The 24,511-nt window shown below is 36.3% G+C and carries 26 protein-coding genes; 25 read left to right on the forward strand and 1 reads right to left on the reverse strand.

Annotation, left to right across the window (positions count from 1 at the left end; genetic code table 11):
- Positions 1-17 precede the first annotated feature (17 nt).
- From PGC14_RS03720 to PGC14_RS03795, 16 genes are all read left to right on the forward strand, one after another.
- Positions 18-1,886: a DUF4914 family protein gene (locus tag PGC14_RS03720; protein WP_039763550.1), complete on the forward strand. Its 1,869-nt coding sequence runs from the start codon at positions 18-20 to the stop codon at positions 1,884-1,886.
- A 148-nt stretch (positions 1,887-2,034) separates the two neighbouring features.
- Positions 2,035-3,189, forward strand: a complete 1,155-nt coding sequence (locus PGC14_RS03725) for a 5-(carboxyamino)imidazole ribonucleotide synthase (protein ID WP_271629541.1) — start codon at positions 2,035-2,037, stop codon at positions 3,187-3,189.
- 6 nt (positions 3,190-3,195) lie between these two features.
- Positions 3,196-3,723, forward strand: a complete 528-nt coding sequence (gene purE / locus PGC14_RS03730; protein ID WP_271629542.1) for a 5-(carboxyamino)imidazole ribonucleotide mutase — start codon at positions 3,196-3,198, stop codon at positions 3,721-3,723.
- A gap of 414 nt (positions 3,724-4,137) precedes the next feature.
- Positions 4,138-5,166, forward strand: coding sequence for an aliphatic sulfonate ABC transporter substrate-binding protein (locus tag PGC14_RS03735; RefSeq protein WP_271629543.1), 1,029 nt, complete (start codon positions 4,138-4,140; stop codon positions 5,164-5,166).
- Positions 5,167-5,169: 3 nt separating this feature from the next.
- Positions 5,170-6,009, forward strand: coding sequence for an ABC transporter ATP-binding protein (locus tag PGC14_RS03740; protein WP_039763538.1), 840 nt, complete (start codon positions 5,170-5,172; stop codon positions 6,007-6,009).
- Positions 5,999-6,715 carry an ABC transporter permease gene (locus PGC14_RS03745; protein WP_271629544.1) on the forward strand — a complete coding sequence of 239 codons (717 nt, stop codon included), beginning with the start codon at positions 5,999-6,001 and terminating at the stop codon, positions 6,713-6,715. Before PGC14_RS03740 ends, PGC14_RS03745 begins: the two co-directional genes overlap by 11 nt.
- 26 nt (positions 6,716-6,741) lie before the next feature.
- Positions 6,742-6,951: a sulfur carrier protein ThiS gene (gene thiS, locus PGC14_RS03750; protein WP_039763533.1), complete on the forward strand. Its 210-nt coding sequence runs from the start codon at positions 6,742-6,744 to the stop codon at positions 6,949-6,951.
- Entirely contained in the window at positions 6,948-7,760 is an 813-nt protein-coding gene (locus tag PGC14_RS03755; RefSeq protein ID WP_271629545.1) for a HesA/MoeB/ThiF family protein, read from the forward strand. Before thiS ends, PGC14_RS03755 begins: the two co-directional genes overlap by 4 nt.
- A 51-nt stretch (positions 7,761-7,811) precedes the next feature.
- Complete coding sequence (locus PGC14_RS03760) at positions 7,812-8,222, forward strand: M67 family metallopeptidase (RefSeq protein WP_271629546.1); 411 nt, start codon at positions 7,812-7,814, stop codon at positions 8,220-8,222.
- 22 nt (positions 8,223-8,244) lie between these two features.
- Positions 8,245-9,135 (forward strand): 4Fe-4S binding protein, encoded by an 891-nt coding sequence (locus PGC14_RS03765; RefSeq protein WP_271629547.1) that lies wholly within the window; start codon positions 8,245-8,247, stop codon positions 9,133-9,135.
- Positions 9,128-9,376, forward strand: coding sequence for a sulfurtransferase TusA family protein (locus PGC14_RS03770; RefSeq protein WP_011917163.1), 249 nt, complete (start codon positions 9,128-9,130; stop codon positions 9,374-9,376). The genes PGC14_RS03765 and PGC14_RS03770 overlap by 8 nt, the downstream gene beginning before the upstream one ends.
- Positions 9,373-10,602, forward strand: coding sequence for an O-acetylhomoserine aminocarboxypropyltransferase/cysteine synthase family protein (locus tag PGC14_RS03775; protein WP_271629548.1), 1,230 nt, complete (start codon positions 9,373-9,375; stop codon positions 10,600-10,602). The genes PGC14_RS03770 and PGC14_RS03775 overlap by 4 nt, the downstream gene beginning before the upstream one ends.
- 42 nt (positions 10,603-10,644) lie before the next feature.
- The gene (locus PGC14_RS03780; RefSeq protein ID WP_271629549.1) at positions 10,645-12,336 is read left to right on the forward strand and encodes an adenylyl-sulfate reductase subunit alpha; all 1,692 of its coding nucleotides are present in this window, start codon (positions 10,645-10,647) and stop codon (positions 12,334-12,336) included.
- Positions 12,320-12,634, forward strand: a complete 315-nt coding sequence (locus PGC14_RS03785; RefSeq protein WP_039763512.1) for a 4Fe-4S dicluster domain-containing protein — start codon at positions 12,320-12,322, stop codon at positions 12,632-12,634. Before PGC14_RS03780 ends, PGC14_RS03785 begins: the two co-directional genes overlap by 17 nt.
- Positions 12,635-12,649: 15 nt before the next feature.
- A complete protein-coding gene (gene cysD / locus PGC14_RS03790) occupies positions 12,650-13,450 on the forward strand; it encodes a sulfate adenylyltransferase subunit CysD (RefSeq protein ID WP_011917167.1) in 801 nt (266 codons plus the stop codon).
- A gap of 28 nt (positions 13,451-13,478) precedes the next feature.
- Entirely contained in the window at positions 13,479-15,173 is a 1,695-nt protein-coding gene (locus PGC14_RS03795) for a sulfate adenylyltransferase subunit 1 (protein WP_271629550.1), read from the forward strand.
- 62 nt (positions 15,174-15,235) lie between these two features.
- Here the strand turns inward: PGC14_RS03795 and PGC14_RS03800 are convergent, their stop codons facing one another.
- Positions 15,236-16,120: a selenium metabolism-associated LysR family transcriptional regulator gene (locus PGC14_RS03800; RefSeq protein WP_271629551.1), complete on the reverse strand. Its 885-nt coding sequence runs from the start codon at positions 16,118-16,120 to the stop codon at positions 15,236-15,238.
- Positions 16,121-16,537: 417 nt separating this feature from the next.
- Between PGC14_RS03800 and PGC14_RS03805 the strand changes: the two genes are divergently transcribed.
- The 9 genes from PGC14_RS03805 to hemB all read left to right on the forward strand — a co-directional run bounded on the left by PGC14_RS03805 (position 16,538) and on the right by hemB (position 24,511).
- Positions 16,538-17,470 (forward strand): nitrite reductase, encoded by a 933-nt coding sequence (locus tag PGC14_RS03805; protein WP_039763508.1) that lies wholly within the window; start codon positions 16,538-16,540, stop codon positions 17,468-17,470.
- 78 nt (positions 17,471-17,548) lie between these two features.
- Positions 17,549-17,935: a DsrE family protein gene (locus PGC14_RS03810; protein ID WP_041722558.1), complete on the forward strand. Its 387-nt coding sequence runs from the start codon at positions 17,549-17,551 to the stop codon at positions 17,933-17,935.
- A 45-nt stretch (positions 17,936-17,980) separates the two neighbouring features.
- Positions 17,981-18,742: a TatD family hydrolase gene (locus tag PGC14_RS03815; protein WP_271629552.1), complete on the forward strand. Its 762-nt coding sequence runs from the start codon at positions 17,981-17,983 to the stop codon at positions 18,740-18,742.
- A 42-nt stretch (positions 18,743-18,784) separates the two neighbouring features.
- Positions 18,785-19,111, forward strand: coding sequence for a DUF2250 domain-containing protein (locus PGC14_RS03820; RefSeq protein WP_271629553.1), 327 nt, complete (start codon positions 18,785-18,787; stop codon positions 19,109-19,111).
- 216 nt (positions 19,112-19,327) lie between these two features.
- The gene (gene hemA / locus PGC14_RS03825; RefSeq protein ID WP_271629554.1) at positions 19,328-20,512 is read left to right on the forward strand and encodes a glutamyl-tRNA reductase; all 1,185 of its coding nucleotides are present in this window, start codon (positions 19,328-19,330) and stop codon (positions 20,510-20,512) included.
- The gene (locus PGC14_RS03830; RefSeq protein WP_207178074.1) at positions 20,476-21,129 is read left to right on the forward strand and encodes an NAD(P)-dependent oxidoreductase; all 654 of its coding nucleotides are present in this window, start codon (positions 20,476-20,478) and stop codon (positions 21,127-21,129) included. The genes hemA and PGC14_RS03830 overlap by 37 nt, the downstream gene beginning before the upstream one ends.
- An 18-nt stretch (positions 21,130-21,147) precedes the next feature.
- Positions 21,148-22,020, forward strand: coding sequence for a hydroxymethylbilane synthase (hemC, locus tag PGC14_RS03835; RefSeq protein ID WP_271629555.1), 873 nt, complete (start codon positions 21,148-21,150; stop codon positions 22,018-22,020).
- A gap of 48 nt (positions 22,021-22,068) precedes the next feature.
- Complete coding sequence (cobA, locus tag PGC14_RS03840) at positions 22,069-23,544, forward strand: uroporphyrinogen-III C-methyltransferase (protein ID WP_271629556.1); 1,476 nt, start codon at positions 22,069-22,071, stop codon at positions 23,542-23,544.
- Positions 23,534-24,511 (forward strand): porphobilinogen synthase, encoded by a 978-nt coding sequence (gene hemB, locus PGC14_RS03845; RefSeq protein ID WP_271629557.1) that lies wholly within the window; start codon positions 23,534-23,536, stop codon positions 24,509-24,511. The genes cobA and hemB overlap by 11 nt, the downstream gene beginning before the upstream one ends.

Below are 24,511 nucleotides of genomic sequence, written 5' to 3' on the forward strand. Positions count from 1 at the left end.
AGGAGGTATTTATTACAATGAATAAATTACTGAACTTGAAAATAAAAGATGAAGTTTTTGATATTTTAAATAGCTGCAAGGGAATAACTATGCCTGAAAAAAGATCTGACTTTATTGACCTATCACTTGGTGGAAAAGACAATATGATTTTTGAGGTCAAATATGAGGTTGAAGGCAAGGATGAAGTAGTTGAGGCAATTGTCACAAGGTGCAAAAATGGCATTGTTGTCAATTATCCAGATGTATACATGAGACGAAGAGACCCTGATAGTTTGATTATCGGTGATGAAGGTGAGACAGATAAGCCAAGGTATAAAGATGTATACGGAGATAATTTTGAAGAGGTCAGAAAAGAAACATTTGAATGGTTAAAAACACAGGAACTGATTGTATATGGTTTTTATGCCGGTGGGGAAGAACACGGCTATCCTGCGCTTGTGATAGCACCGCTTAATGCTGCGTTTTTTGGTTTTGCACTTGCTGATATTCAGGGGTTTATTCCAAGAAGTGAATTCGAAAAGATTGAGCTTTTTGAGCCGAAAGCGGTAATTTACGTTGCTCCACCATTCAGACACACACATTTTAACGGCAAACAAGTGGTTGTACACAATAGGGTAAACGGTGTTCATGAGATATTTTCGTATAATCTGTATCCAGGACCGAGTGCTAAAAAAGGCGTATATGGTGTACTTTTAAACATTGGTGAGATGGAAGGTTGGGTAGCTGCGCACGCCTCAACTGTCAGAATTGTCACACCATATGACAATGTCATAACAATTATGCACGAAGGTGCAAGCGGTGGCGGCAAAAGCGAGATGTGCCAGCAGATGCATAGAGAAAAAGACAACAGGGTTCTTTTGGGCGAAAACATTATTACAAAAGAGAAAATATACCTTGAGATAAAAGAGTCTTGCGAAATCCATCCTGTTACAGATGATATCGCTCTTGTTCATCCCAGCCTTCAAACAGGTTCTAAAATGATTGTAAAGGATGCAGAACAAGGCTGGTTTGTAAGGCTTGACAATATCACTCATTATGGCACAGACCCGCAATTAGAAAGGCTTTGCATTCATCCTCCAGAGCCTCTTATTTTCTTAAACTTAGAAGGTGTGCCTGGTTCAACTTGTCTTATTTGGGACCATACAATGGATGAACCAGGCAAGCCCTGTCCAAATCCGAGAGTGATTTTACCTCGCAGGTTCATCCCTAATATTGTAGATGAGCCTGTTGAGGTTGATATACGAAGTTTTGGGGTAAGAACACCACCTTGCACAAAGTCAAAACCCACATATGGAATAGTAGGCATATTTCACCTTCTACCACCTGCATTGGCATGGCTATGGAGGCTTGTTAGCCCCCGTGGCCATGCTAACCCAAGCATAACGCAGGCTGAGGCTTTGAGCTCTGAAGGTGTTGGTTCTTACTGGCCATTTGCAACAGGCCTTATGGTGAAACAGGCAAACCTTCTTTTAGAGCAAATATTACAATTTACAAGAACTCAGTATATTCTCATTCCAAATCAATACATTGGTGCATATAAAGTAGGCTTTATGCCCCAATGGATTACAAGAGAGTACTTAGCAAAAAGAGGAAATGTGAGACTAAGGTCCGATCAGCTAAAGCCAGCAAAGCTTCCACTTTTAGGGTATGCTCTTGAGTACATGAAGGTTGAAGGGACATATATTCCGAAGTTTTTACTTCAAGTTGACCTTCAGCCAGAAGTTGGTGAAGAAGGATATATGGAAGGTGCAAAGATTTTGATAGATTTCTTCAAGAAAGAGATTGTCAAGTTCAAAACATTGGATTTGCATCCTCTTGGAAGACAGATTATAGAATGTTGCTTAGATGACGGGAGTTTAGAGGATTATGTTTCGTTGATAAAGTAGAATATATCTAAAAATAAATAGAATACACTTTCAAGCTGTTGACCTCCTCATGGAATTGAAGATAAAATATTCTTAATTCTATGAGGAGGTCATTTTTTGAAAGTTTTAAAAACAGCTACACTTTTAAAAGGAGAGATGGGGGAAAAGAATGGACAAAAGAGTTTTTGGCTATCCTCTTATGAAAATAGGCATAATTGGCGGTGGACAGCTTGGGAAGATGCTCTCTCAAAAGGCAAAGCAGATGGGGTTTTATGTTATCTCTTTAGACCCAAGTGCTGCGTGTCCTGCAGCTTCAGTTTCAGACGAGCTGATTGTAAGTGATTTTTACAGTCCAGAAAAATTAAAAGAACTTGTTGAAAAAAGTGACATTACAACCTATGAAATAGAGCATATCAACACAAGCGTTCTAAAAGAACTTTATGATAAGGGATACAATATTCTGCCATCTCCATATTGCTTAGAGATAATTCAAGACAAACTGAAGCAAAAACAGGTGTTACAAAGTGCAGGGCTTCCTGTACCGAGGTTTGAAAGGGTAGAGAGCTTTGATATATCTTTTTTTGAAAACTTTGGTTTTCCGCTTGTTCAGAAAGCAACAAAAGGCGGATATGATGGTAGAGGAGTTGTGGTTATAAAAAGTAAAGACGATATAAATAAAGTTCTCAAAACTGAATCTTATATAGAAGAATTTGTAGACGTGGAGAAAGAACTTGCTGTTATTGTTGCAAGAAATAAAAAAGGAGATGTTGTTTCATATCCTGTTGTAGAAATGGTTTTCGATGAGACTGCAAACATTCTCGATATGCTCATTGTACCAGCAAGAGTTGAAAAGGATATAGAGGATGAAGCAAAGAAGATAGCAATCAAGGCAGTTGAAGCACTCCAAGGTGTTGGTGTTTTTGGAGTTGAGCTCTTTTTGACAAAAGACAGAAAAATTTTAATAAACGAGATTGCTCCAAGACCACACAACTCAGGCCACTATACTATAGAAGCCTGCATTACAAGTCAGTTTGAACAGCACCTTCGGGCCATTTGTGATTTGCCACTGGGTTCTACCAAGCTTTTGTCTCCTGCTGTGATGATAAATCTATTAGGTGAAGATGGGTACAAAGGGACGCCTGTCATAGAGGGGTTGATTGATGCACTTTCAATAGAAGGTGTTTCTTTTCACTTCTATGGCAAAAAAGTAACTGCACCTTTTAGAAAAATGGGACATATAACAATACTCGACGATAATTTAGAAAGAGCTATAGAAAAGGCAAAGAAAGTAAAGGAAGTGTTAAAAATAAAATCGGAGGTGTAAAATGTAATGAAGAAACCACTTGTTGGAATAATTATGGGAAGCGACTCAGATTTGCCTGTTATGAAAGAGGCAGCAAAAGTCTTAGAAGATTTTGGAGTTGAGTATGAGATGACAATTGTGTCTGCACACAGGACACCTGAGAGGATGGTCAAATATGCAAAAGAGGCAGAGGAAAGGGGAATTGAGGTAATTATTGCTGGTGCTGGCGGAGCTGCCCATCTTCCAGGAATGGTTGCTTCAATTTCTTCTTTGCCAGTTATTGGTGTTCCTGTAAAAACATCTTCTTTAAATGGACTTGATTCTCTTTTATCCATTGTTCAGATGCCGGCAGGTATTCCTGTTGCAACAGTTGCAATCAACAATGCTAAGAATGCCGGGATTTTGGCTGCTGAGATTTTAGGGGTGAAGTATCCTGAAATAAGAAAAAAAATAGCCGAGTACAAAGAGAGGATGAAAAATGAAGTTGAAGAAAAGGCAAAAGAGTTAGAGGAAGCAGGGTACAAAGAGTATCTTAAGAGAAGGCAGGATGGGTAAGGCAGCATGTTTGGCTTTCAATCCAACTGGGTGTTACTGCCATGTTTTTTGAATGCTTCATTATAGCAAATAGTTTTCTTTTTAGTAGCGATAAAGATGGGGCTATTTTGTAGAATTTAGTCTCTGGTTTGATACGTGAGCTATTTGGTAGCTATGTTTTTAATCCTATATAACAGCTGTACTTAACAATCTTTAGTATCGTTGTTGCAACTTTGGATTATAAATTTTTGAATGGGTATTGACATGGAAATAATGCTATATTATAATTTTAATAACCAAGTATTTAGATAGAAATTTAAGAATACAAAAAATAACAATTTGCCTCTGCTCAAAAGCAGGTGTGGGCAGAGGTAAAAAAATAACTTTAATTCAGAGTATTTCGATAAAAATAGTTGATATTAGGGGGGCACATAAATGGCAATAAAAAGATATTATAAAGTGGCTGCCTTAATTATACTGCCAATTACTTTGTTATTTCTCCTTTCAGGATGTTATGCAAGAAAAGAAGACAAAGATCTAAAGATAAGAATTGCATTTTTCCCGAATATAACTCATGCCCAAGCGTTGGTAGGGAAAGAACTTGGCATTTTCCAAAAAAGGATAGGCAAAGATGTAAAGGTTGAATATAAGGTTTTCAATGCAGGTCCGGCCGAGATAGAAGCGTTTTTAGCTGATGAGGTTGACATAGGTTATATTGGGTCTATACCTGCAATAAACGGATTTGCAAAGACAGACGGGGAAATAAAGATTATTGCAGGAGCTGCAAATGGAGGAATGATGCTGGTCTCAAGGCAGGGCTTGAATATAAAAAAATTAGGTGACTTAAAAGGTAAGAAAATTGCAGTTCCTCAATTTGGGAATACCCAGGATATTGTATTAAGGTTTTTATTAAACAAAGCTGGACTTAAAGATACTACCAAAGGTGGAAATGTTGAGATTATTCAAGCTGAAAATCCAGATATTAAAACTCTGCTTGACAGAAATGAGATAGATGTAGCACTTGTTCCTGAACCTTGGGGGACAAGGTTGAAAAAAGAAGTAAATGCCAATGTTGTGCTTGACAGTAGCCAAATAGCACAATACATAGATATTCCTACAACAGTAATTATAACAACTTCAAAGTTTTTAAAAGAGCATTCTGATATTGTAGAAAAATTTCTCATGGCACATTTAGAGCTAACAAGTTATATTGAAAAAAATCCTGAAAAATCATGCGAGATAATAAATAAACAGATTTCTGAGATAACTTCTAAGCAATTGCCCGAAGATGTTTTAAATGAGTCATTCAAAAATATCAAACTTACAAGTGAAATACAAAGAGAGCCTTTGGAGAAAGCCATTGAGTCATATTTTGACTTGGGATACTTAAGAGGAAAACCAAATATTGAAGAATTAGTGAATAGAGAAATTTTAGATAGAATCAAAAACAAAGAGGTGTACTAAAAATTGGCATTGATGATTGAAAATGTAAGTAAGAGATTTCAATCAAAAAACAAAGAAATAAATGTGTTAGAAAAAATAAATTTAGAAGTACAAAATGGAGAGTTTATATGCATTCTCGGTCCATCTGGCTGTGGCAAATCTACACTTTTGAATATAATAGCTGGGCTTGAAAAACCCACTGAGGGAAAGGTTTTTTTAAACGGCAGAGAAGTCTTGTCACCTGGTCCAGATAGAGTTGTAATGTTTCAAGAGTCAGCTTTATTTCCATGGCTAAAAGTAATTGACAATGTTGAATTTGGTATGAAAATACGAGGTGTGCCCAAAAAAGAGAGAAATGAAAGGGCGCTTAAATACTTAAAGATGGTTCACTTAACTAAGTTTAAAGACGTTTATGTTCACCAATTATCAGGTGGAATGAAACAAAGAGTTGCATTAGCAAGGGCATTGACGCTTGACTCTGAAGTTCTTCTTATGGATGAACCTTTTGCAGCACTTGACAGCCAGACAAAAAATATCCTGCTGCTTGAACTTCAGCGAATCTGGTGGGAGACTAAAAAGACAATTATATTTGTGACACACAATATAGAAGAAGCGGTTCTTTTAGCAGACAAAGTTGTGGTTATGTCTTCAAACCCGGGAAAAATCAAAAAGGTTTTTGAAATAAGACTTGCAAGGCCGCGACTTCTTGATAATCCTGACATAGTCTATATGATATCTGCTATTATGAAAGAGTTAAAAGATGAGGTGGAAAAGATTGCAAAAGCAGAATACGATAGCGATTGGAGTTTTGAAAAGGACACTGTTTTATATAGCTCTGATAGCAGTTTGGGAATTGGTCTATAGAATTTTTGTTGAGCTTTTTAAGATATGGAAACCTTATGTGTTTCCATCTCCTGTATCAGTAGCAGAAACTTTTATAAGACTTCTGGATAACAATGTTTTGTTCATAGCAATCTGGGCGACAACTAAAAGAATGGTTATAGGTTATTTGATTTCCCTTATTGCGGGAATTATTCTTGGACTTTCAATAGTAAAGTTCGGGTTTTTAGATAGAAATTTAAGACCACTTATTCTTGGTTTTCAGACATTGCCAAGCGTCTGCTGGTTACCATTTGCCATATTATGGTATGGTCTTTCAGAAAAAGCCATTATATTTGTAACTGCAATTGGTTCTCTATTTTCTATAACACTTGCAGTTGAGTCAGGCATTAAAAATGTAAATCCACTTTATATAAAAGCAGCAAAAACGATGGGTGCAAAAGGTATAACACTTTACTTAAATGTAATAATCCCCGCAAGCCTTCCGTATATTATTTCAGGCATGAAACAAGGTTGGTCATTTACATTCAGGGCGCTGATGGCAGGTGAGATGCTCTTTGCTACAAAAGGTTTAGGGCAAGTACTCATGGTTGGGAGAGACCTTGCAGATATGAGCCAGGTCATTAGCGTGATGATAGTAACAATTATTTTCGGACTTGTTGTAGAAAAGGCAATATTTGGCCCTTTAGAAAATCAGATAAGACTTAGATGGGGCCTTAAAAATACATGAAAAATTTATGAGGGAGGTAGAAAAGAATGAAAATTAAGGCAAATGGTAATGAAGTACAAATTGAAAGAGAGATGACAATCTTTGAGATGTTAGATGTTTTAAATGTCTCAATGAAAGAATACGTAACAGTGCAGCTCAACGGTCAAATTATCCCCAGAAGTGAATATGATAAGGTTACAGTAAAAGATGGTGATGAGGTTGAGTTTCTATATTTCATGGGAGGGGGACTATTATGAAGTTAACAGATACACAACTTGAAAGATACTCAAGACATATCATCCTGAACGAGGTTGGCGCAAAAGGACAGCAAAAACTTTTGGAATCTAAGGTTTTGATCATTGGTACTGGGGGACTTGGTTCCCCTGCTGCAATGTTTTTGGCAGCTGCCGGTGTTGGAACAATCGGGCTTGTTGATTTTGACGCAGTTGAGCTTTCCAATCTTCAAAGACAAATAATACACTTTACACCTGATGTAGGCAAGCCAAAGGTGTTTTCTGCAAAGGAAAAGATAAACCAAATGAATCCTGATGTGGAGGTAGTAACTTATCGTGAAATGGTAAACTCAAAGAACATAATAGACATCATCAAGGATAGAGATTATGATTTTATAATCGACGGCACAGACAACTTTCCAACAAAATTTTTAATAAACGATGCCTGTGTAATGCTAAAAAAACCATTTTCACATGCAGGTATCATAAGATTTGATGGGCAAACCATGACTTATGTGCCAGAGAAAGGGCCGTGCTTTAGATGTATTTTTCAAAACCCACCACCACCTGATGCAGTTCCAACTTGCAGACAGGCAGGAGTTTTAGGTGTGATGGGTGGAATAATTGGCACAATCCAGGCAACAGAAGCAATTAAATATTTGCTTGGAATTGGTGACCTGTTAACAGGATATATCTTAATTTACAACGCTTTGAAGATGGAATTTAGAAAAGTAAAGATAAACAAGAGAGAAAGCTGTGAGGTATGCGGTAAAAATCCAACAATAAAAGAATTAATCGACTATGAACAGCCTCAGTGTGATTTAAAAGGCTAAGGATAAGAGTTCCAAAAGTGAATGCCAAAAAACAGGAGGGATAAATTAGAATTGATAATATTGCCAAAAACATTATATGAGGAGATGTTAAATCATTGTTTAAACTCCTTACCTATGGAGGCGTGTGGACTTCTGGGTGGAGTTATTGAGGATGAAAAGAGAATTGTCAAGAAAGTTTACTTGCTTACCAATGTAGACCAAAGTCCAGAGCATTTTTCAATGGACCCACTTGAACAGTTTGCAGCTGTAAAAGACATGAGAAAAAATGGCTGGGTATTACTTGGTAATTTTCATAGCCATCCAACCACACCCGCAAGGCCGTCTGAAGAGGACAAAAGACTTGCTTTCGATAAGAGTTTGAGCTATCTCATATTATCACTCATGGACGAAAAAAATCCTGTTTTAAAATCATTTAGGATATATGAAAGTTATGTGGAAGAGGAAGAAATCCACATCATTTAAAAAGATTAGGGGGTAATCTGAGGTGAAAGAGATAAATTACAGTGAGCTAAAAAAAGGGGGGTTTATGCGACAGGTCCAAAAAGGTTATTTTTCTATGAGGCTAAGAGTAGTTGGCGGGAGACTAAGTGCCGAACAATTAAAAAAAATATACGAGGTTGCAAACAAATATGGTAGAGGATATGTACATCTGACTGCACGACAGGGAGTAGAAATACCATTTATCAAACTGGAGGATATAGAGGCAGTTAAAAAAGAGCTATCAGAAGCGGGCATTGAGCCTGGTGCATGCGGACCAAGAGTAAGGACAATTACTGCTTGCCAAGGCAGTAACATTTGCCCAAATGGAATTATAGACACAACAGAGCTTGCAAACGAGTGCGACAAGAGATATTATGCCCAGGAACTTCCACACAAATTTAAAATCGGAATAACAGGTTGTGGTAATAATTGCCTTAAAGCTGAAGAAAATGATTTAGGTATAAAAGGAGCAGTAAAACCTGAGTGGGAAAAGAGCAGCTGCACGTTTTGCGGACTTTGCCAGGCTGTATGTCCAACAAAGGCAATACAAATAGATGAGAAGAATAAAGAGATTACCATAGATAGAGACAAGTGCACCTATTGTGGAAGGTGTGTAAAGTCGTGCCCGACTAATTCGTGGAAAGGCAAGCCTGGCTATCTTCTCTATTTTGGTGGTATGTTTGGAAACAATATAGCGCTTGGAAAACAGATTTTGCCGATCCTATTTTCAAAAGAGGATGTTCACAAGGTCATTCAAGCTACACTTGAGTTTTACAAAAAATATGGCAAACAAGGCGAAAGGTTTAGAAATACCATAGAGAGAGTTGGATGGGATGTATTCAAAAAAGAGTTAGAAAAAGCAATAGAAAATAAAAGGAGTGATTTTAATGAGTGACATCAAAGCTGATGTTTTTTTGGATATTACAAATCTTGTGTGTCCAATGACGTTTGTAAAGGCAAAAGCCACAATGGAGGACATGGAGGTAGGACAAATCATAGAGATAAGAATGAACGAAGGTGAGCCTATTCAAAATGTCCCGAGAAGTTTAAAAGAAGAAGGTCATGAGATTTTAAAAGTGATAAATAACAACGATGGAACATATACAGTATTTGTAAAAAAGGGTGGACAAGAATGAGATTTAATACTTCTTTGATTCACGGAAATATTGGTCCAAAGGAAGAAAGGGGTTCAACAAATATTCCAATATACCTGTGTAATTCTTTCCAATACGAAACTGCACACGAACTGGAAGAGGTTTTTTCTGGGAAAAAGCCAGGTTTTGTATATACAAGGATTAATAATCCTACAGTTGAGGCATTTGAAAGGAGAATAGCATTTTTAGAGGAAGGCATTGCTGCTGTTGCTACATCGTCTGGCATGGCAGCAATTGCCTTAGCAATATTGAATTTGGTGAAAAGTGGAGATGAAATGGTCTCAGCAAGCGGCATTTTTGGTGGCACATATTCATTGTTCAAATCATTTGAGAATTTTGGTATCAAAACAAGATTTGCAGAGGACAGTAGCGTTGAAAGCTTTGAAAAGTATATAACAGATAAAACTAAGGTAATTTTTATAGAAACGATAGGAAATCCAAAACTTGATGTTCCAAATATCAGGCAAATAGCTGATCTTGCACATGAGCATGGTATTGCACTTGTTGTTGATAGCACTGTCACAACGCCGTATCTTGTAAAACCCATAAAACTTGGTGCTGATGTAGTGGTTCATTCTACATCAAAGTTTATAAATGGAAGCGGCAGCTGTATTGGCGGAGTAATAGTTGCAAGCAGCAACATGAAAATTGATTATGATAGGTATCCGCTTATTAAGGAATACAAAAAGTATGGTGAATTTGCGTACATTGCACGACTTCGAAATAACTTGCTTAAAGATTTTGGTGCCTGTATATCGCCTTTTAATGCATTTTTAAATACAATTGGGCTTGAAACTCTTGGTGTTCGTATGCAAAAGATTTGCGAAAATGCTCTTAGTCTTGCCAGGGCCCTAAAGGAAAATAAAAAGGTAGTTTCAGTAAATTATCCTGGGCTTGAGGAAAGTATATATTATCAGCTTGCAACAGAACAGTTTGGAGGCAAATATGGAGCAATTTTAACAATACGGGTTGGAACCAAGGAAAATGCGTTTAAAGTGATAGATTCACTAAGGTATGCCGTAAACTCAACCAATATAGGAGATGTAAGGACACTTGTTGTACATCCCGCATCAACTATATATGTAGGTTTTTCTGCTGAAGAAAAAGAAGCTATGGGTGTTTATGAAGATATGATAAGAATATGTGTTGGCCTTGAGGATGTAGAAGACATAATAGAAGATTTTTACCAGGCACTTGAAAAGATTTAAAATGGCATGCCTCCCAAAACTAAAGAAGGGTGATAAAGTAAGATGAACTTTGAAGTGAAGATGCTCAAAACCGACATACTCATAATTGGTGGTGGAACAGCTGGGTGTTTTGCTGCCATAGCAATTGCTGAAAAAGCGCCAAACGTTAGTGTTTTAATTGTAGAAAAGGCAAACATTAAGCGAAGCGGATGCCTTGCTGCAGGTGTCAATGCTCTTAATGCCTATATCACAGAAGGAGAAACTCCCGAGACGTACCTGCAGTATGTCAAGGAGGATTACGAAAATATCGTAAGAGAAGATTTGGTATACACTATGGCCTTAAGATTAAATGAGGTTACAAAGAAGATTGAAGATATGGGTCTTGTCATCTTAAAAGATTCAAATGGAAAATATTTAGCAAGAGGTAAAAGAAACATAAAAATAAACGGCGAAAATATAAAACCAATTTTAGCAAAAGCAGTTGAGAGTAAAAAAAATGTTAAAGTGCTAAATCATGTGAATATCATTGATTACATCGTCAAAGACAGTAAAGTAATAGGGGCATATGGATTCTCTATAATTAGCAATGTTTTCTACATTATCATCGCCAAAGCAGTGATTTGTGCAACAGGTGGTGCTGCAGGACTCTACAGGCCTAACAACCCTGAATTTTCAAGACACAAGATGTGGTATCCACCTTTTAATGTAGGTTCAGGATATGCAATGGGAATCAGAGCAGGTTGCGAGATGACAAGTTACGAAGTTAGATTTATAGCTCTTCGCTGCAAGGATACTTTAGCGCCGACGGGAACAATAGCTCAAGAGGTAAAAGCTGAGTTTATCAATTCAAAAGGTGAGTACTATGAAAAAAGATATGGAAGACCTACCACATACAACAGAGTATTTTCAACGGTTGAGGAATTGAAAGCAGGCCGAGGTCCGTGTTATTTAAAAACAGTTGGGATTTCTAAAGAGGACGAGCAGAGGCTAATAAAAGCATATCTTCACATGGCACCATCGCAGACACTTAAGTGGATCGACAGTGGCAGAGGACCGGCGGTTGAGAATGTCGAAATTGAAGGCTCAGAACCATACATCGTTGGTGGTCATTCAGCAAGTGGTTATTGGGTAGATACAAAAAGACAAACAACTTTGAAAGGTTTGTTTGCAGCAGGCGATGTTGTTGGAGGATGTCCTCACAAGTATGTAACAGGCTGTTTTGCAGAGGCTGAAATAGCTGCAAATTCTGCGCTAAAGTATATAAAAGACAAAGAGTTTGAAACCTTAGATATATCCTCAATAGAACAAAAACTCAATGAGGTGCAGAGATTTTTCACCAATACTTCTCCTTTGTACACCACAGAAGAATTAGAAGAAGCTATGCAAAAAGTAATGGATGTTTATGCTGGTGGGATTTCGACAGGTTATGCGTACAATCTAAAAGGGCTACAAATTGCTAAAGAAAGAATAGAAGAACTTTTCACACTTGCTCAGAGATTGAGAGCAGAAGATACTTACCAGCTTATGAAAATTTATGAGCTTATTGACAGACTCTATGTTTGCAAAGTTTTGCTACATCATTTAGAAGCAAGGAAAGAAACAAGATGGAGAGCATTCCAAGAATTTGTTGATTATCCTTATAAGGACGATGAGAACTTTTTGAAGTATGTGAATTCCCGATTTGAAGATGGCCAAGTCAAGATAATCTTTAGAAGCTTAGTAAAAAAGGATGAGGTATATGAGCATAAGGATTGACAGACAAAGATGTATTGGCTGTGGAAAATGTGCTGAAATTTGTCCAGGCAATTTAATTGTGATAGATGAAGATAAGAAAGCATTTGTCAGAGACCCGCGTGATTGCTGGGGCTGTGCTGCGTGTGTAAAAGAGTGTACATTTCAAGCAATACAATACTTCTTAGGGGCAGATATTGGTGGCAGAGGAACTATTATGTATGTTAAAAAAGAAAATAATTTACTTTATTGGTTTTTTGAAAAGCCAAATGGCGAAAAAGAAGTAATTGTACAAAATCCTAATGATAACACCACGTATTAGGGAGGGAAGAGTAAAATGGATCACTTAGATAGATTGGAAGCAGAAAGCATATACATTTTGAGAGAGGCTTATAGCAAATTTAGCAAGATAGCAATGCTATGGTCAATAGGAAAAGACTCAACAGTGCTTTTGTGGCTTGCTAAAAAAGCGTTCTTCGGACATTGCCCATTCCCGCTAATTCATATAGATACAACCTACAAAATTCCAGAAATGATAAAGTACAGGGATAAATTGGCAAAGGAATACAACCTTGATTTAATTGTCCACATAAATGAAGAAGCCATAAAACAAGGGATGGGGCCTGAGAAGGGAAGACTTGTTTGCTGCAAAGCACTAAAGACTGACGCACTTCAGCAGGTGATTAATAAATACAAATTTGAAGCTTTGATACTTGGCATAAGAAGAGACGAAGAAGGTTCAAGGTCAAAAGAGAGGTTCTTTAGCTTAAGAAACGAAGATTTAGAATGGGACTATACAAATCAGCCACCTGAGTTTTGGAACCAGTTTAATACAGATTTTCCTAAAGGAAGCCATGTGAGAGTTCATCCTTTGCTTAGCTGGACAGAAATTGATATTTGGATGTACATCAAACGTGAAAACATCCCAGTTATTGACCTGTACTTTGCTAAAAATGGAAAACGATACAGAAGCCTTGGTTGTGCACCGTGCACATTCCCTGTTGAGTCAAATGCAACAACAATTGACGAGATAATTGAAGAGCTAAAAAACACCAAGGTAAACGAAAGAGCAGGACGAGCTCAAGACCAAGAAGATGCCTATGCAATGCAAAAATTGAGAAAAGAAGGATACATGTAATGCTATGTACAAGGAGGTATTTGAAGTTATGACAGCAAGAGAATTGCTCAAGATTGTAGTAGTAGGTCATGTTGATCATGGTAAATCTACAATCATAGGAAGACTTCTTTATGATACCAAATCTGTTCCGGAAGCTGCAATAGAAAGAGTAAAAAGAATAAGTAAAGAAAAGGGCAGACCTTTTGAATATGCTTATCTTTTAGATGCATTAGAAGAAGAACAAAAACAAGGAATTACAATTGATACCACTCAGATAAAATTTTCAACACCAAAAAGAGACTATTTAATTATAGATGCTCCGGGGCACAAAGAATTTCTAAAAAACATGGTTTCAGGTGCTGCAAATGCAGAGGCAGCACTTCTTGTTATTGACGCTGCTGAAGGTGTACAGGAACAGTCAAAAAGACATGCATATATTTTATCACTTTTGGGTATCCAAAAGGTATATGTTATAGTCAATAAAATGGACATGATAGAATTTTCAGAAAAAAAGTTCAAAGAAATCAAATACGAAATTTCATCCTTTTTGAGCAAGCTCAACGTATATCCTCAAAAGTACATTCCAGTATCAGGTTTTTTGGGAGAGAATATAGTAAGAAAGTCTGATAAAATGCCATGGTACAAGGGTGAGACTCTGCTTCAGGCTTTGGACCTTTTTGAGAAAGACAAAGAATTGGAAGATAGACCCTTAAGATTTCCTATACAGGATGTGTATAAATTTGACCACAGGAGGATAATTGCTGGCAGACTTGAGTCTGGAAGGCTAAAAGTGGGAGATGAAATTAAAATCCTGCCAGAAGGAAAGGTTAGCAAAGTAAAATCAATTGAGTTTTGGCCAGAAAATAATAAAAAAGATGAAGTAGTGGCAGGAATGTCTATTGGAATTACTATTGAAGATGAGTTCTTTAATAAAAGAGGAGAAGTTATTGTTCACAAAAACGATAATACTTTATATGTTTCAGATACGTTCAGGGCAAATCTGTTTTGGCTTGGAAAAAGAAATCTTGTGAAGAATAAAACATATAAACTAAAGCTTGTTACACAAGAGACAGAATGTGAAATTGTTTCTATAGACAAAGTTATAGATGCGACAACTCTTGAGACAGTAGAAAATGCTCTTGAGGTTCGAACAAACGATGTTGCAGAAGTGACTATAAAAACTAGGGAAAAGATTTGCTTTGACGAGTTTAAAGTAAATCCTACAACAGGTAGGTTTGTTTTAGTAGACGAGTATGATGTCTCTGGCGGTGGCATCATATCAGGCTTAGCTAACCTAAAAGAAGAGGCAACTAAATTTGTAAAAGATGACAAAGAGATGATAGTTCATTGCTTTGATGAATATTATTATTCATTGTCTGAAGGTCTTATTAGAAAACATCCTAAGTACAAAAGAACGTTTAAAGTAGGAGATGCTGTTCCTATTGAGGGGGAAACTTATTCTTACCCTGAAAGTTTTGATGTCATTGACATAAATGGTAAACTTGTTGCAAAAATTAGAAAAGGCCAATTAAGCGACTTAGTAGATATTGATCAGTATATTTACAGTGAACTTCCAATTATAACAGCAGATGGATTTTACTTGAAAGTGAACTCAATTGATGAATTTAAGGATTTTAAGAATGAATTAGTTCAATTACAAAAAAACGATAACTTTCATTTAGCCATGTTTGCTAACAAGTGGTATGATATATCTGCAAATAGAAGTTTCAAATTTACAGTCTAAACATATTTTATCCATTTTAAAGAGAAAAGGGGGTGATAGATTATATTCTTACAATTTCATAACTACTTTGCAATGTAATTGTAAAGATGTTTTATAAATTCTTCAAATAAGTTCGACCTGAACTTGTCCTTATGATAAATAATACTAAACTTTCTTTCAAATCTCATGTTTTCAATATTGATCTTCACAAGTCTACCATTTTTTATTTCCTTTTCCACAGCCAGTCTTGAGATTACCGAAACACCGATATTAGCTTCAACAGCCTTTTTTATTGCCTCGGTACTGTTAAGAACATATTTTATTTTGTACCTTACATTATTTCTTGCCATTGTTTGTTCAAAGACTTCCCTTGTTCCGCTTCCCTTTTCCCGCATGATTATATCCTCATTTTCAATCTCTTCAGGGGCGATACTTCTTTTCTCTGCCCACCTGTGGTTTTTTGAGGATACAAGATACAATTCATCGTCTATATAAGGTATTACAACAATGTCCCTTGAATGCACTGGTCCTTCCACAATACCAAGGTCTATAGCATTGTCAAGTATTAGCTTTTCTATTCCTGCTGTGTTGTCAATTGTAAAATAAACATCTACGCTATATTTTTCTCTGAAATCACCAATTATTTTCGGAAGCAGATAAATTCCTACTGTGGTACTTGCTCCTACATTCAGTCTTCCCATCCTCATGTTTCTCACATCATAAAGGATATTTTCTGCTTCTTTGACAAGATTGAGTATACGCCTTCCGTAGCTATAAAGTATCTCACCTGGGTATGTGAGGCTAAGCCTTTTGCCTATTCTGTCAAAGAGTTTGATCTGAAATTCTTCTTCTATTTGTGATATAGCCTGGCTTACAGCAGGTTGTGACATATAAAGTTTTTTTGCGGCAGCAGACATACTTTTTAGCTCGCAAACAGTGACAAAAATCTCTATATCTCTTAAGGTCATATCTGTCACCTCATATAACCTCAATGTTATCAAGAATAATAGTATCATATTATTTTACTAATAACAAAGGCAAAATAAACGTTTTTATTGTTTTCTTACAAAAGTAAGTTATACCTCATGCTTTTTATATTGACATGTAAAAACTGGTATTTGTAGATATATAAGAAACTGTTATTAATGTTATAACTATTTCTTATTGGACTGGTATTTTTACAGGTGTTATACTTAATGTTAAAGTTAATTATTTGACAAAGTAATGAGAATAAGAAATTTGAAGAATTGAAAAGATGTTCAGCTAAACCCAGAAGCTATGGTAGCTCAAAGAGTTTTGTGGACAGAAACCGAATATAGATCTAACTTTAATTTAAAACCTGTAAACCAGATGTTGATATTTGTGTTAAGGGAGGAGAGTAACTGATGGTTAAAAAGTACATCAATAAAGGGTTTATACAACAGTTAGATGGTAGTTACGCTGTTATAATTCATCCTGTAAATGGATATCTTGACCCAGAACAGCTGGAGACTATCTGGAGACTGAGCAAACAATATGGAGGTGCGAAGCTTACAGTTACTCAGGCTATAATGATTTTTGGCATAAAGCCAGAGGATTTTGACAAAATAGCTGAAGAGTTAGAGAAAGTTCGCTTGCCTTTGGCTGATATTGGGCCAGTTGTACGAAATGTTAAAGTATGTTCTTGTGAACATTGCAAACGTGTAATTCGCGATGTTACACCTCTGGCAGCGCAAATCAATCAGTGCCTTGCAGGGCTTGCGACGCCCAAAAAATTTAAGATTGCTGTAAATGGTTGTCCTAATTCGTGCGTTGAGGCGCAACTAAATGATTTAGGAATTATTGCAGTCAAAGATGGCTATTGGATTTACGTTGGAGGCAAAGGAGGCCGTCAGCCACAGTTAGGTACTCGGTTAGATGTGGTTATAAAAGAAGAATATCTAATCGACACTGTTAAAAGGATTGTTAATAGCTATATTAAGGTTGCGCAAAACGAACGATTGGCCGAAGTTATTAACCACATGGGGCTTTTGCCATTCCTCAAAATAGCATTGGCATGGAATAGTGAAGGAATAAAGACATGCATGGGTGCGCGCTATTGCAAAAATGGTGTTGGTGATGTCCATGCTATAGCCGAGCATATAGTATCTTCAGGCAATTTACAAGGAAATATAACTATCAGTGGTTGTGGTAATGCATGTGCTATGGATAAGGAAGCAGATTACAATGTTGTTGTTTTGAAAGATAGAGTATGGGTATATAATAAAAACGGCGATATGGTAGTTATCAATGGGGACCAGTTACCGGAGTATTTTAGAGAAAATGATATTTTAAAATAAAGTAAAATAAAAGCGGGGCAAAAAATATTTTTTACATTTTGTCAGATAGCTAAAACTTTGCAGAAAGTGGGTGTTTGGATGAATGGCTTGAAGGTTCTCTTCCATATTAACGAATTAAGCAGGTGGCAGATAGTGCTTGGAAATATCACCAATCTTTTGAATGATGTTGGGCAAGACAATGCTCACATTGAAGTAGTGATTAATGGTGAGGCAGTTTCTATTTTTAAAGATAAATGTAAGCAAGTAGAAAGTGGTAATTTGTGCAGTATATCATCTAATTTATCGCTTTTAGAGCAGATGGAGGAATTATCCAAAATAGGTGTAAAATTTGTAGCATGTCGAAATGCTCTGAAAGGCCAATCTATCGATGAAAATAGCCTTCCTGATTTTGTGACAGTTGTGCCAGTTGGCATAACAGAAATTGTCAGGAAACAGGCAGAAGGGTATGCCTATATCAAGCCTTGATTTACATTGTCTTAAATCTAAAAATAAGGCAGGTGAATAAGAGTGATGAAAGAAATAGTAGATTCTCATGTACATGTTTCATTGCTTCCATTTGAAGGATGGGAAAATATGTCCCTGGCAGGAGTAAGGAAAGTTATTGGCTGCTCGCTATTTTTTGGGGCAAAACATGCCGAAACGCTCTTTGATCACTTCCATCAGATGTTAACTCTTTCTATGAGTATTGCTGCTAAAAATGGTATTAAACTTTACGTTACCATTGGAATTCACCCAATGGGAATACCGGACGATTGGACCAGAGTGATCGACGCTCTTCCAGACTATCTTAAAATGAGTGGTATTGTTGGGCTTGGTGAGATTGGGCTTCATGAGGGAAACCAGCGGGAGCAGGAAGTCCTCTATGAGCAATTGAAAATTGCCAAGGAATATGGGGCTGCAGTAATTCTTCATACTCCGCCAGAAAACAGGATTGAAATTACCAATAAAACAATTGAGATTGCTGCAAAGGTAGGAATTGAACCTCGAAAAGTGATAATAGACCATGCTAATTTAGATATTATTGACCTGATTGGAGGATTTGGTGCTGTGCCCGGTCTTACAATTCGCCAAGATGGTCTTACTCCTCAAATGTTGCTAAATCATCTGGAACGTTTCCAACGAGGAGTACTTAATAGCGACTACAGTAATCTCAGACCCAATGACCCACTGAGTGTGCCCAAGACAGTAAGATGCTTAGAATTGAATCGAGCTTGCCCAGAAATTATTGAGCGAATCGCAAGATACAATGCTGAAGAAGTTTTTGGAATTTAAATCCTATGCAAGAAGTAACTCCATATATGAGGAGATGAAAATATGCCGGTCAGGCATGACCAAGATGAACTCCTTGATCTAACAATCCTTGCTTACCTCAAAAAGCTTGGACCAGAATACGCAAAACTTTTGGCGATACGTCTGGGTTTGTCCTTGGAAGAAAGCAGGAGACGACTTCAAAGTCTTGAGGAGCGAGGATTCATCAAGCGAGTGGAAAGGAGAATAGTTAAATATTATCATCGTCGACGAAAAAGTGTTAAGCATCGAAATCACACATATTATGAGCTTACAAGGGAAGGTGAGCTTTTTTTAAGAGAGGCTAAGAAGAAAATTGATATTAATTTGGGCATCGAGTATCCGAAGAGGTGAAATGAACCTTATGATGATTTTCCCCATAAAGTTCGAAACTCAGCAGAGTTGAAAAAACTCAAAAGTCAATTGCTGGTCCCTCAAGAGAATTGCACTAAGATGTGCAACGTGATAAAATTTCTCTTGAGGGCAATTTAACATTCAAATAACATGTATAGGGCTTTTTTTTTAATATAAGCATTTGTATACTCCAAAAATCTTTGGAGATGATGTTTTGTGCTTTGGGTCATTGGGATCAATCACAAAGTAGAAGTTGATATCAGACAAAAATTTTCTCTGACAAAGACCAAGCTACAAGAAAAGTTAATTAGCTTTAAAAAAATAGCAGATGAAGTTATAATTCTCAGTACCTGCAATAGAACAGAAATCTACTTCTTTTCAGAAGAGTATGTGGACATAGAAAAAATATTCACTGAACTTGACTGGGATAAGAGATATATGCATTTATTTTATATATACAAAGACAAAGATTGTATAAAACACCTATTTGAGGTTGTATGCGGCTTTGATTCGCTTTTAATTGGTGAAGAACAAATTGTTGCTCAGGTAAAAGAAGCAAAAGAAATTGCAAAGCAGGTGGGCGGTAAAAATCCAGTCGTTGAAAGGCTTTTTGAGGTAGCCTTAAAATGTTCAAAGGAATTTCGGACAAAGTCAAGGTTAAACGAGCATCCCATCACCATCGCATCAGTTGTTGGAAAGGTTTTGAAAGAATCAAATATCAGAAAAATTGCTATAATTGGACTTGGAAATATTGGATTTTTATTTTGCAACTACTTTAAAAACTCAGATGTGGACAAAGTATTTTTAATTGGGCGCAAAAACGAGAGAATTGACCAATTTGTCAGGCTATATCCTGAAAAATTTGTGTATAGCGACAAAAAAGATACAATCTCAGAAGTACAATGCCTGATATGCTCAACATCTGCGCCACATGCAGTTGTTCATAAAGATGATATACCAGAGAGAAAAAATCTGCTCATATTTGACCTTGCTGTGCCAAGAGATGTGGATGTTGAGGTGTATAAACTTCCGAACGTTAAAGTGATTGATATAGACCAAGTCCATAAAATGGATGCTATCTCCAGAGAAATTAGAATTTCCAAAATGCAAGAAAATTATAATATAATTGAGAAATATATTGATGAATTCATTGAATGGCTTGAATTTAGACAGTACAGAAACTTGATTATGGAGATGAAAAGACACGCAGAGCAGCTGTGCAAAGCACAGGTGAAGTATATAAAGAATGTTAATAGCAGAGAAAGAGAAGAGGTTGAAAGGCTTTTGATAAGGATGGCAAATTTATATATTGACAGGGCAATTGAGGTTTTAAGAGAGGCACACAAAGAGGGAAGTGGTGAAATTTGCTCAAACCTGATAGAGAGGATATTCTTGAAATAGATTCAGGCTTTGAAAATCTCATGCATATTGGACTTGTAGCAAATAACATTAAGGTGGGGGTTATAGGTGCAGGAAAAGCTTCTTTGATAAAAACCAAAACATTTCTAAAAGCTGGCTGCGAGGTTGAAGTTTTGTCGCCAAGGTTTGATATAGGCTTTAGAAGGTTGAGATGTGAATGTCTTAAGCTTAAGAAGGGAAAGTTTCACAAAAGTTTTTTAAATGATAAACACATAATTGTGATTGGAGTGTCAAACAAAAAACTTGAAAAAAGAATTATTTGGCACTGCAAAAGACTGAATAAACTATATCTGGTGTGTTCAGATTATAAGCTTGGAAACTTGAGGCTTGGTGCTCAAGAAAGAACTGATGAATTTGTTTTTAGCTTGTCAATAAATAGGGGAAATCCGAAACTTTCAAAATATCTTACACCGAAAGTTCTCAATTTTCTTCAGACTTTTGCCATGTTCTGCAAATGGGCAACTGATTTGAGAGAAAAATTAAAGCATCACCCGCAAAAAGACCAAATATTGGAATTTGTCTGTTCAGATGACTTTTATTATTTTTTCAAAAAAGGATATGCAAATAAAGTTATAAAGTTATTTTATGAAGATGTTTAAAATTTTGAGGTGAAAAAAGTGAAAAAATTAAGGATTGGTGCAAGGGACAGCAAGCTTAGCAGAATTCAAGTTGATATTGTAGCAAGAAAAATCAAGCAAACCTTAGGTATTGAATGTGAATTTGTTCCTATAAAGACAAAAGGAGATATTGATAAAACAAAAAGCCTAAAAGATTTTAAAAGCCCTGGTGTATTTGTAAAGGAGATTGAACTTGCACTTTTATCAAGAGAAATAGATTTAGCTGTCCACAGCTTAAAGGACCTGCCTTGTGAAATGGATAGTAATTTTGAGATTGTTGCAGTTGTTGAAAGGGAGGACCCCAGAGATGTGCTTGTGTCAAAAGATGGTGTGGGATTCTACCAGCTAAAACCAAACGCAAAAATTGGAACAAGCAGTTTAAGAAGGGAGGTACATTTAAAAAATTTAAGAGAAGATATACAGGTTGTTAACATAAGAGGCAATATAGAAACGCGACTTTCAAAGATTGAGTCAGAAGGGCTTGATGGAGTTGTGCTTGCTTATGCTGCATTAAAACGATTAAACTTAGATTCTCATGTGAGTTATATTTTCGATATAAATGAGATTACACCTTGCCCCGGTCAAGGGGCAATATGCATTGAGTGCCTTAAAGATAGTCCCTATAAAAGCATCTTAAGTAAAATAAACGATACTGATGCATATATCCAAACCCAGTTTGAAAGGCTTGTTTTGAAGTTTTTGGGAGGAGGATGTCATTCATCGATTGGTGTTTTTTGTAAAACAGACCAGGACAAAATTTATGCATTTGCTTCCATTTTAAGAGGCGATAAATTAATACAAGCAAGTATTGAGGGTAACAAAGATGACTTTTTGTCTCTTGCAAATAAGCTAAGTAATATGCTCAAAAGTTAGCTTTTTATACCTAGTGAAATTAGATTTCCAAAGAAGGAGTTGTGTATATTGAAAGTTGGGAAAGTATATATTGTTGGTGCTGGTCCATACATGGAGGACTTGATAACAGTAAAGGGTCTGAATGCTATAAAAACTGCTGATGTAATAATTTACGATAGGTTAATAAACAAAAATTTGTTGAAGCTTGCAAAAGATGATGCAATTTATATCTACTGCGGGAAAGAGCCAAAAAAACATGTACTTTCTCAAGACAGAATTATAAACTTAATGATAGAGTATGCAAAAAAAGGTTTTAATGTTGTTCGGTTAAAAGGTGGAGACCCATATATATTTGGAAGGGGAGCAGAAGAGGCAGAAAAACTATTTGAAAATGACATACCTTTTGAAATTATTCCTGGTGTTAGTTCATTTTACTCTGCTTTAACCTTTGCGGGTATTCCTATCACGTATAGAAAGCTTGCACGTGAATTTCACGTGTTTACTGGGCACACGTGCGATGATGAAGAACTGAATTGGAACATAATTTCTAAACTTGATGGAACTTTAATATTTCTCATGTCTGCCGAAAATATTGAAAGCGTTTCACAAAAACTGATTTTACATGGCAAACAGCCTAAAACCCTTGCTGCAGCAGTAATTAATGCAACAACTGGTCGGCAAAAAGTGATTAGCGGGTATTTAGAAGACTTTGCAACTGGAAAGTTTAAAAATCAAATTGCATCACCAATGGTATTTGTAATAGGTGAGGTTATAAAATTTAGAAATAAGCTTTCTTTTTATGAGAATTTGCCTTTATTTGGCAAGAGAATTTGTATCACACGTCCAAAAAGTGTCTCAAGGAATATAAAAAGTTTGCTATTCAGTCTTGGTGCGGACGTTGTTGATGGTTGCTGTTCAAAACTGGTTCTCCATAGGGAGGAGATTGATAAAATTTTAAACTCTTTGCCAGAGTATGATATATTAGTGTTTACAAGTGTAAATGGTGTTGATAGTTTTTTTGACTACTTGATTGAAAAAAATATAGATGTGAGAAACATAAGAGGTGATTTTGCTGCAATAGGAAAAAAAACTGCCCTTTCACTCCAAAAGAGAGGATTTAGAGTAAAATATATTCCAGATGAGCATTCATCAGATGGTTTAATCAAGATTTTTGCAAATGAAGTTGATAGAAGCAAAAAGATACTAACCGTTCAGTCTAAAATAGCAGGAGATTATCTTAAAAATGCCCTCACAAGCTTGGGATTTGAGGTTGACACCATCTTTGCATATTCAATGGAGTTTTTTAAAAACCCAAATGATGCAGTTTACGATTCGGATATATATGTATTTACAAGCTCAGGAATGTTTAGACACTTTATAGAATGCTATGGGAAAGAGATACTTTTTAATAAAATAGTCATTTCAATCGGTGAACACACAAAAAAGACATTAGAAAGTTTTGGTGTTCAAAGTATTACTTGTGATGAGGCAACTGATGAGGGAATAGTAAATAAGATTTTGGAGGTTGTCAAAAATGGAGTTTAAAAGATTAAGAAGATTAAGACAGACAAAGGCTTTAAGAGAACTTTTTTGTGAGACAAGACTCTACAGCAAAGAGTTTATTTTTCCCCTGTTTATCGATGATGGTAAAAACGTGTTTGAAAGAATGCCACAATTAGATGGCATTGTGAAGGTATCTGTTGACAGGCTACATGAAATTTTGGATGAAATCAAGAAAGCTGACATTGGCGGTGTAATTTTATTTGGTGTGACTTCACAGAAAGATGAGATGGGCAGTTATGCTACCAAGGATGATGGGGCAGTCCAGCAGGCAATAAGGAAAATAAAAGAATATTCCGAAGATATATTGGTGTTTGCAGATGTGTGCCTTTGTGAGTACACATCTCATGGACATTGCGGTATTTTGCAAGGCGATAAAATAGACAATGATAAGACAATAGAAGTTTTAAGTGAAATAGCACTGTCCTATGCAAAAGCAGGGGCAGATATAATTTGTCCATCTGATATGATGGACGGAAGAGTTGCCGCTATCCGCAAAAAACTTGACAGTCATGGATTTATTTATACTCCCATCATACCATACAGTGCAAAGTTTGCATCCTCACTTTATGCACCATTTAGAGATATAGCAAACTCACGGCCTGCTTTTGGCGACAGAAAAAGTTATCAAATGCCATACCAAAACAAAAGAGAAGCTCTGCGAGAGATAGAAGCTGACATTTCAGAAGGTGCAGATGCAGTAATTATAAAACCTGCTTTGACATCACTTGATGTAATTTCTGCTGCAAAGGAGAAATTTAATATTCCTATTATAGCTTATAATGTTAGTGGCGAGTATGCTATGGTAAAAAGTGCTGGCAAGCTTGGTTTTTTGAATGAAAAAGAGGTTATGATTGAGATATTGACTGCGATAAAGAGAGCAGGTGCTGATGCAATTATAACATACCATGCTTTAGAGGCTGCAAAGATATTGAATGGAAAGGAGCTTTAA

This window comes from Caldicellulosiruptor sp. DIB 104C, from assembly GCF_028198085.1.
GTDB classification, from domain to species: Bacteria; Bacillota; Thermoanaerobacteria; order Caldicellulosiruptorales; family Caldicellulosiruptoraceae; genus Caldicellulosiruptor; species Caldicellulosiruptor saccharolyticus.

Bases quoted from the DNA above. Each gene is read 5' to 3' on its own strand.
- PGC14_RS03725 (WP_271629541.1), top strand. From the start codon at position 2,035: ATGGACAAAAGAGTTTTTGGCTATCCTCTTATGAAAATAGGCATAATT.
- purE (WP_271629542.1), top strand. From the start codon at position 3,196: ATGAAGAAACCACTTGTTGGAATAATTATGGGAAGCGACTCAGATTTG.
- PGC14_RS03800 (WP_271629551.1), bottom strand. From the start codon at position 16,120: ATGACCTTAAGAGATATAGAGATTTTTGTCACTGTTTGCGAGCTAAAA.
- PGC14_RS03785 (WP_039763512.1), top strand. From the start codon at position 12,320: ATGAGCATAAGGATTGACAGACAAAGATGTATTGGCTGTGGAAAATGT.
- PGC14_RS03820 (WP_271629553.1), top strand. From the start codon at position 18,785: ATGCCGGTCAGGCATGACCAAGATGAACTCCTTGATCTAACAATCCTT.
- PGC14_RS03810 (WP_041722558.1), top strand. From the start codon at position 17,549: ATGAATGGCTTGAAGGTTCTCTTCCATATTAACGAATTAAGCAGGTGG.
- PGC14_RS03795 (WP_271629550.1), top strand. From the start codon at position 13,479: ATGACAGCAAGAGAATTGCTCAAGATTGTAGTAGTAGGTCATGTTGAT.
- thiS (WP_039763533.1), top strand. From the start codon at position 6,742: ATGAAAATTAAGGCAAATGGTAATGAAGTACAAATTGAAAGAGAGATG.
- PGC14_RS03815 (WP_271629552.1), top strand. From the start codon at position 17,981: ATGAAAGAAATAGTAGATTCTCATGTACATGTTTCATTGCTTCCATTT.
- cysD (WP_011917167.1), top strand. From the start codon at position 12,650: ATGGATCACTTAGATAGATTGGAAGCAGAAAGCATATACATTTTGAGA.
- PGC14_RS03735 (WP_271629543.1), top strand. From the start codon at position 4,138: ATGGCAATAAAAAGATATTATAAAGTGGCTGCCTTAATTATACTGCCA.
- PGC14_RS03805 (WP_039763508.1), top strand. From the start codon at position 16,538: ATGGTTAAAAAGTACATCAATAAAGGGTTTATACAACAGTTAGATGGT.
- PGC14_RS03755 (WP_271629545.1), top strand. From the start codon at position 6,948: ATGAAGTTAACAGATACACAACTTGAAAGATACTCAAGACATATCATC.
- PGC14_RS03720 (WP_039763550.1), top strand. From the start codon at position 18: ATGAATAAATTACTGAACTTGAAAATAAAAGATGAAGTTTTTGATATT.
- PGC14_RS03770 (WP_011917163.1), top strand. From the start codon at position 9,128: ATGAGTGACATCAAAGCTGATGTTTTTTTGGATATTACAAATCTTGTG.
- hemB (WP_271629557.1), top strand. From the start codon at position 23,534: ATGGAGTTTAAAAGATTAAGAAGATTAAGACAGACAAAGGCTTTAAGA.
- PGC14_RS03775 (WP_271629548.1), top strand. From the start codon at position 9,373: ATGAGATTTAATACTTCTTTGATTCACGGAAATATTGGTCCAAAGGAA.
- PGC14_RS03780 (WP_271629549.1), top strand. From the start codon at position 10,645: ATGAACTTTGAAGTGAAGATGCTCAAAACCGACATACTCATAATTGGT.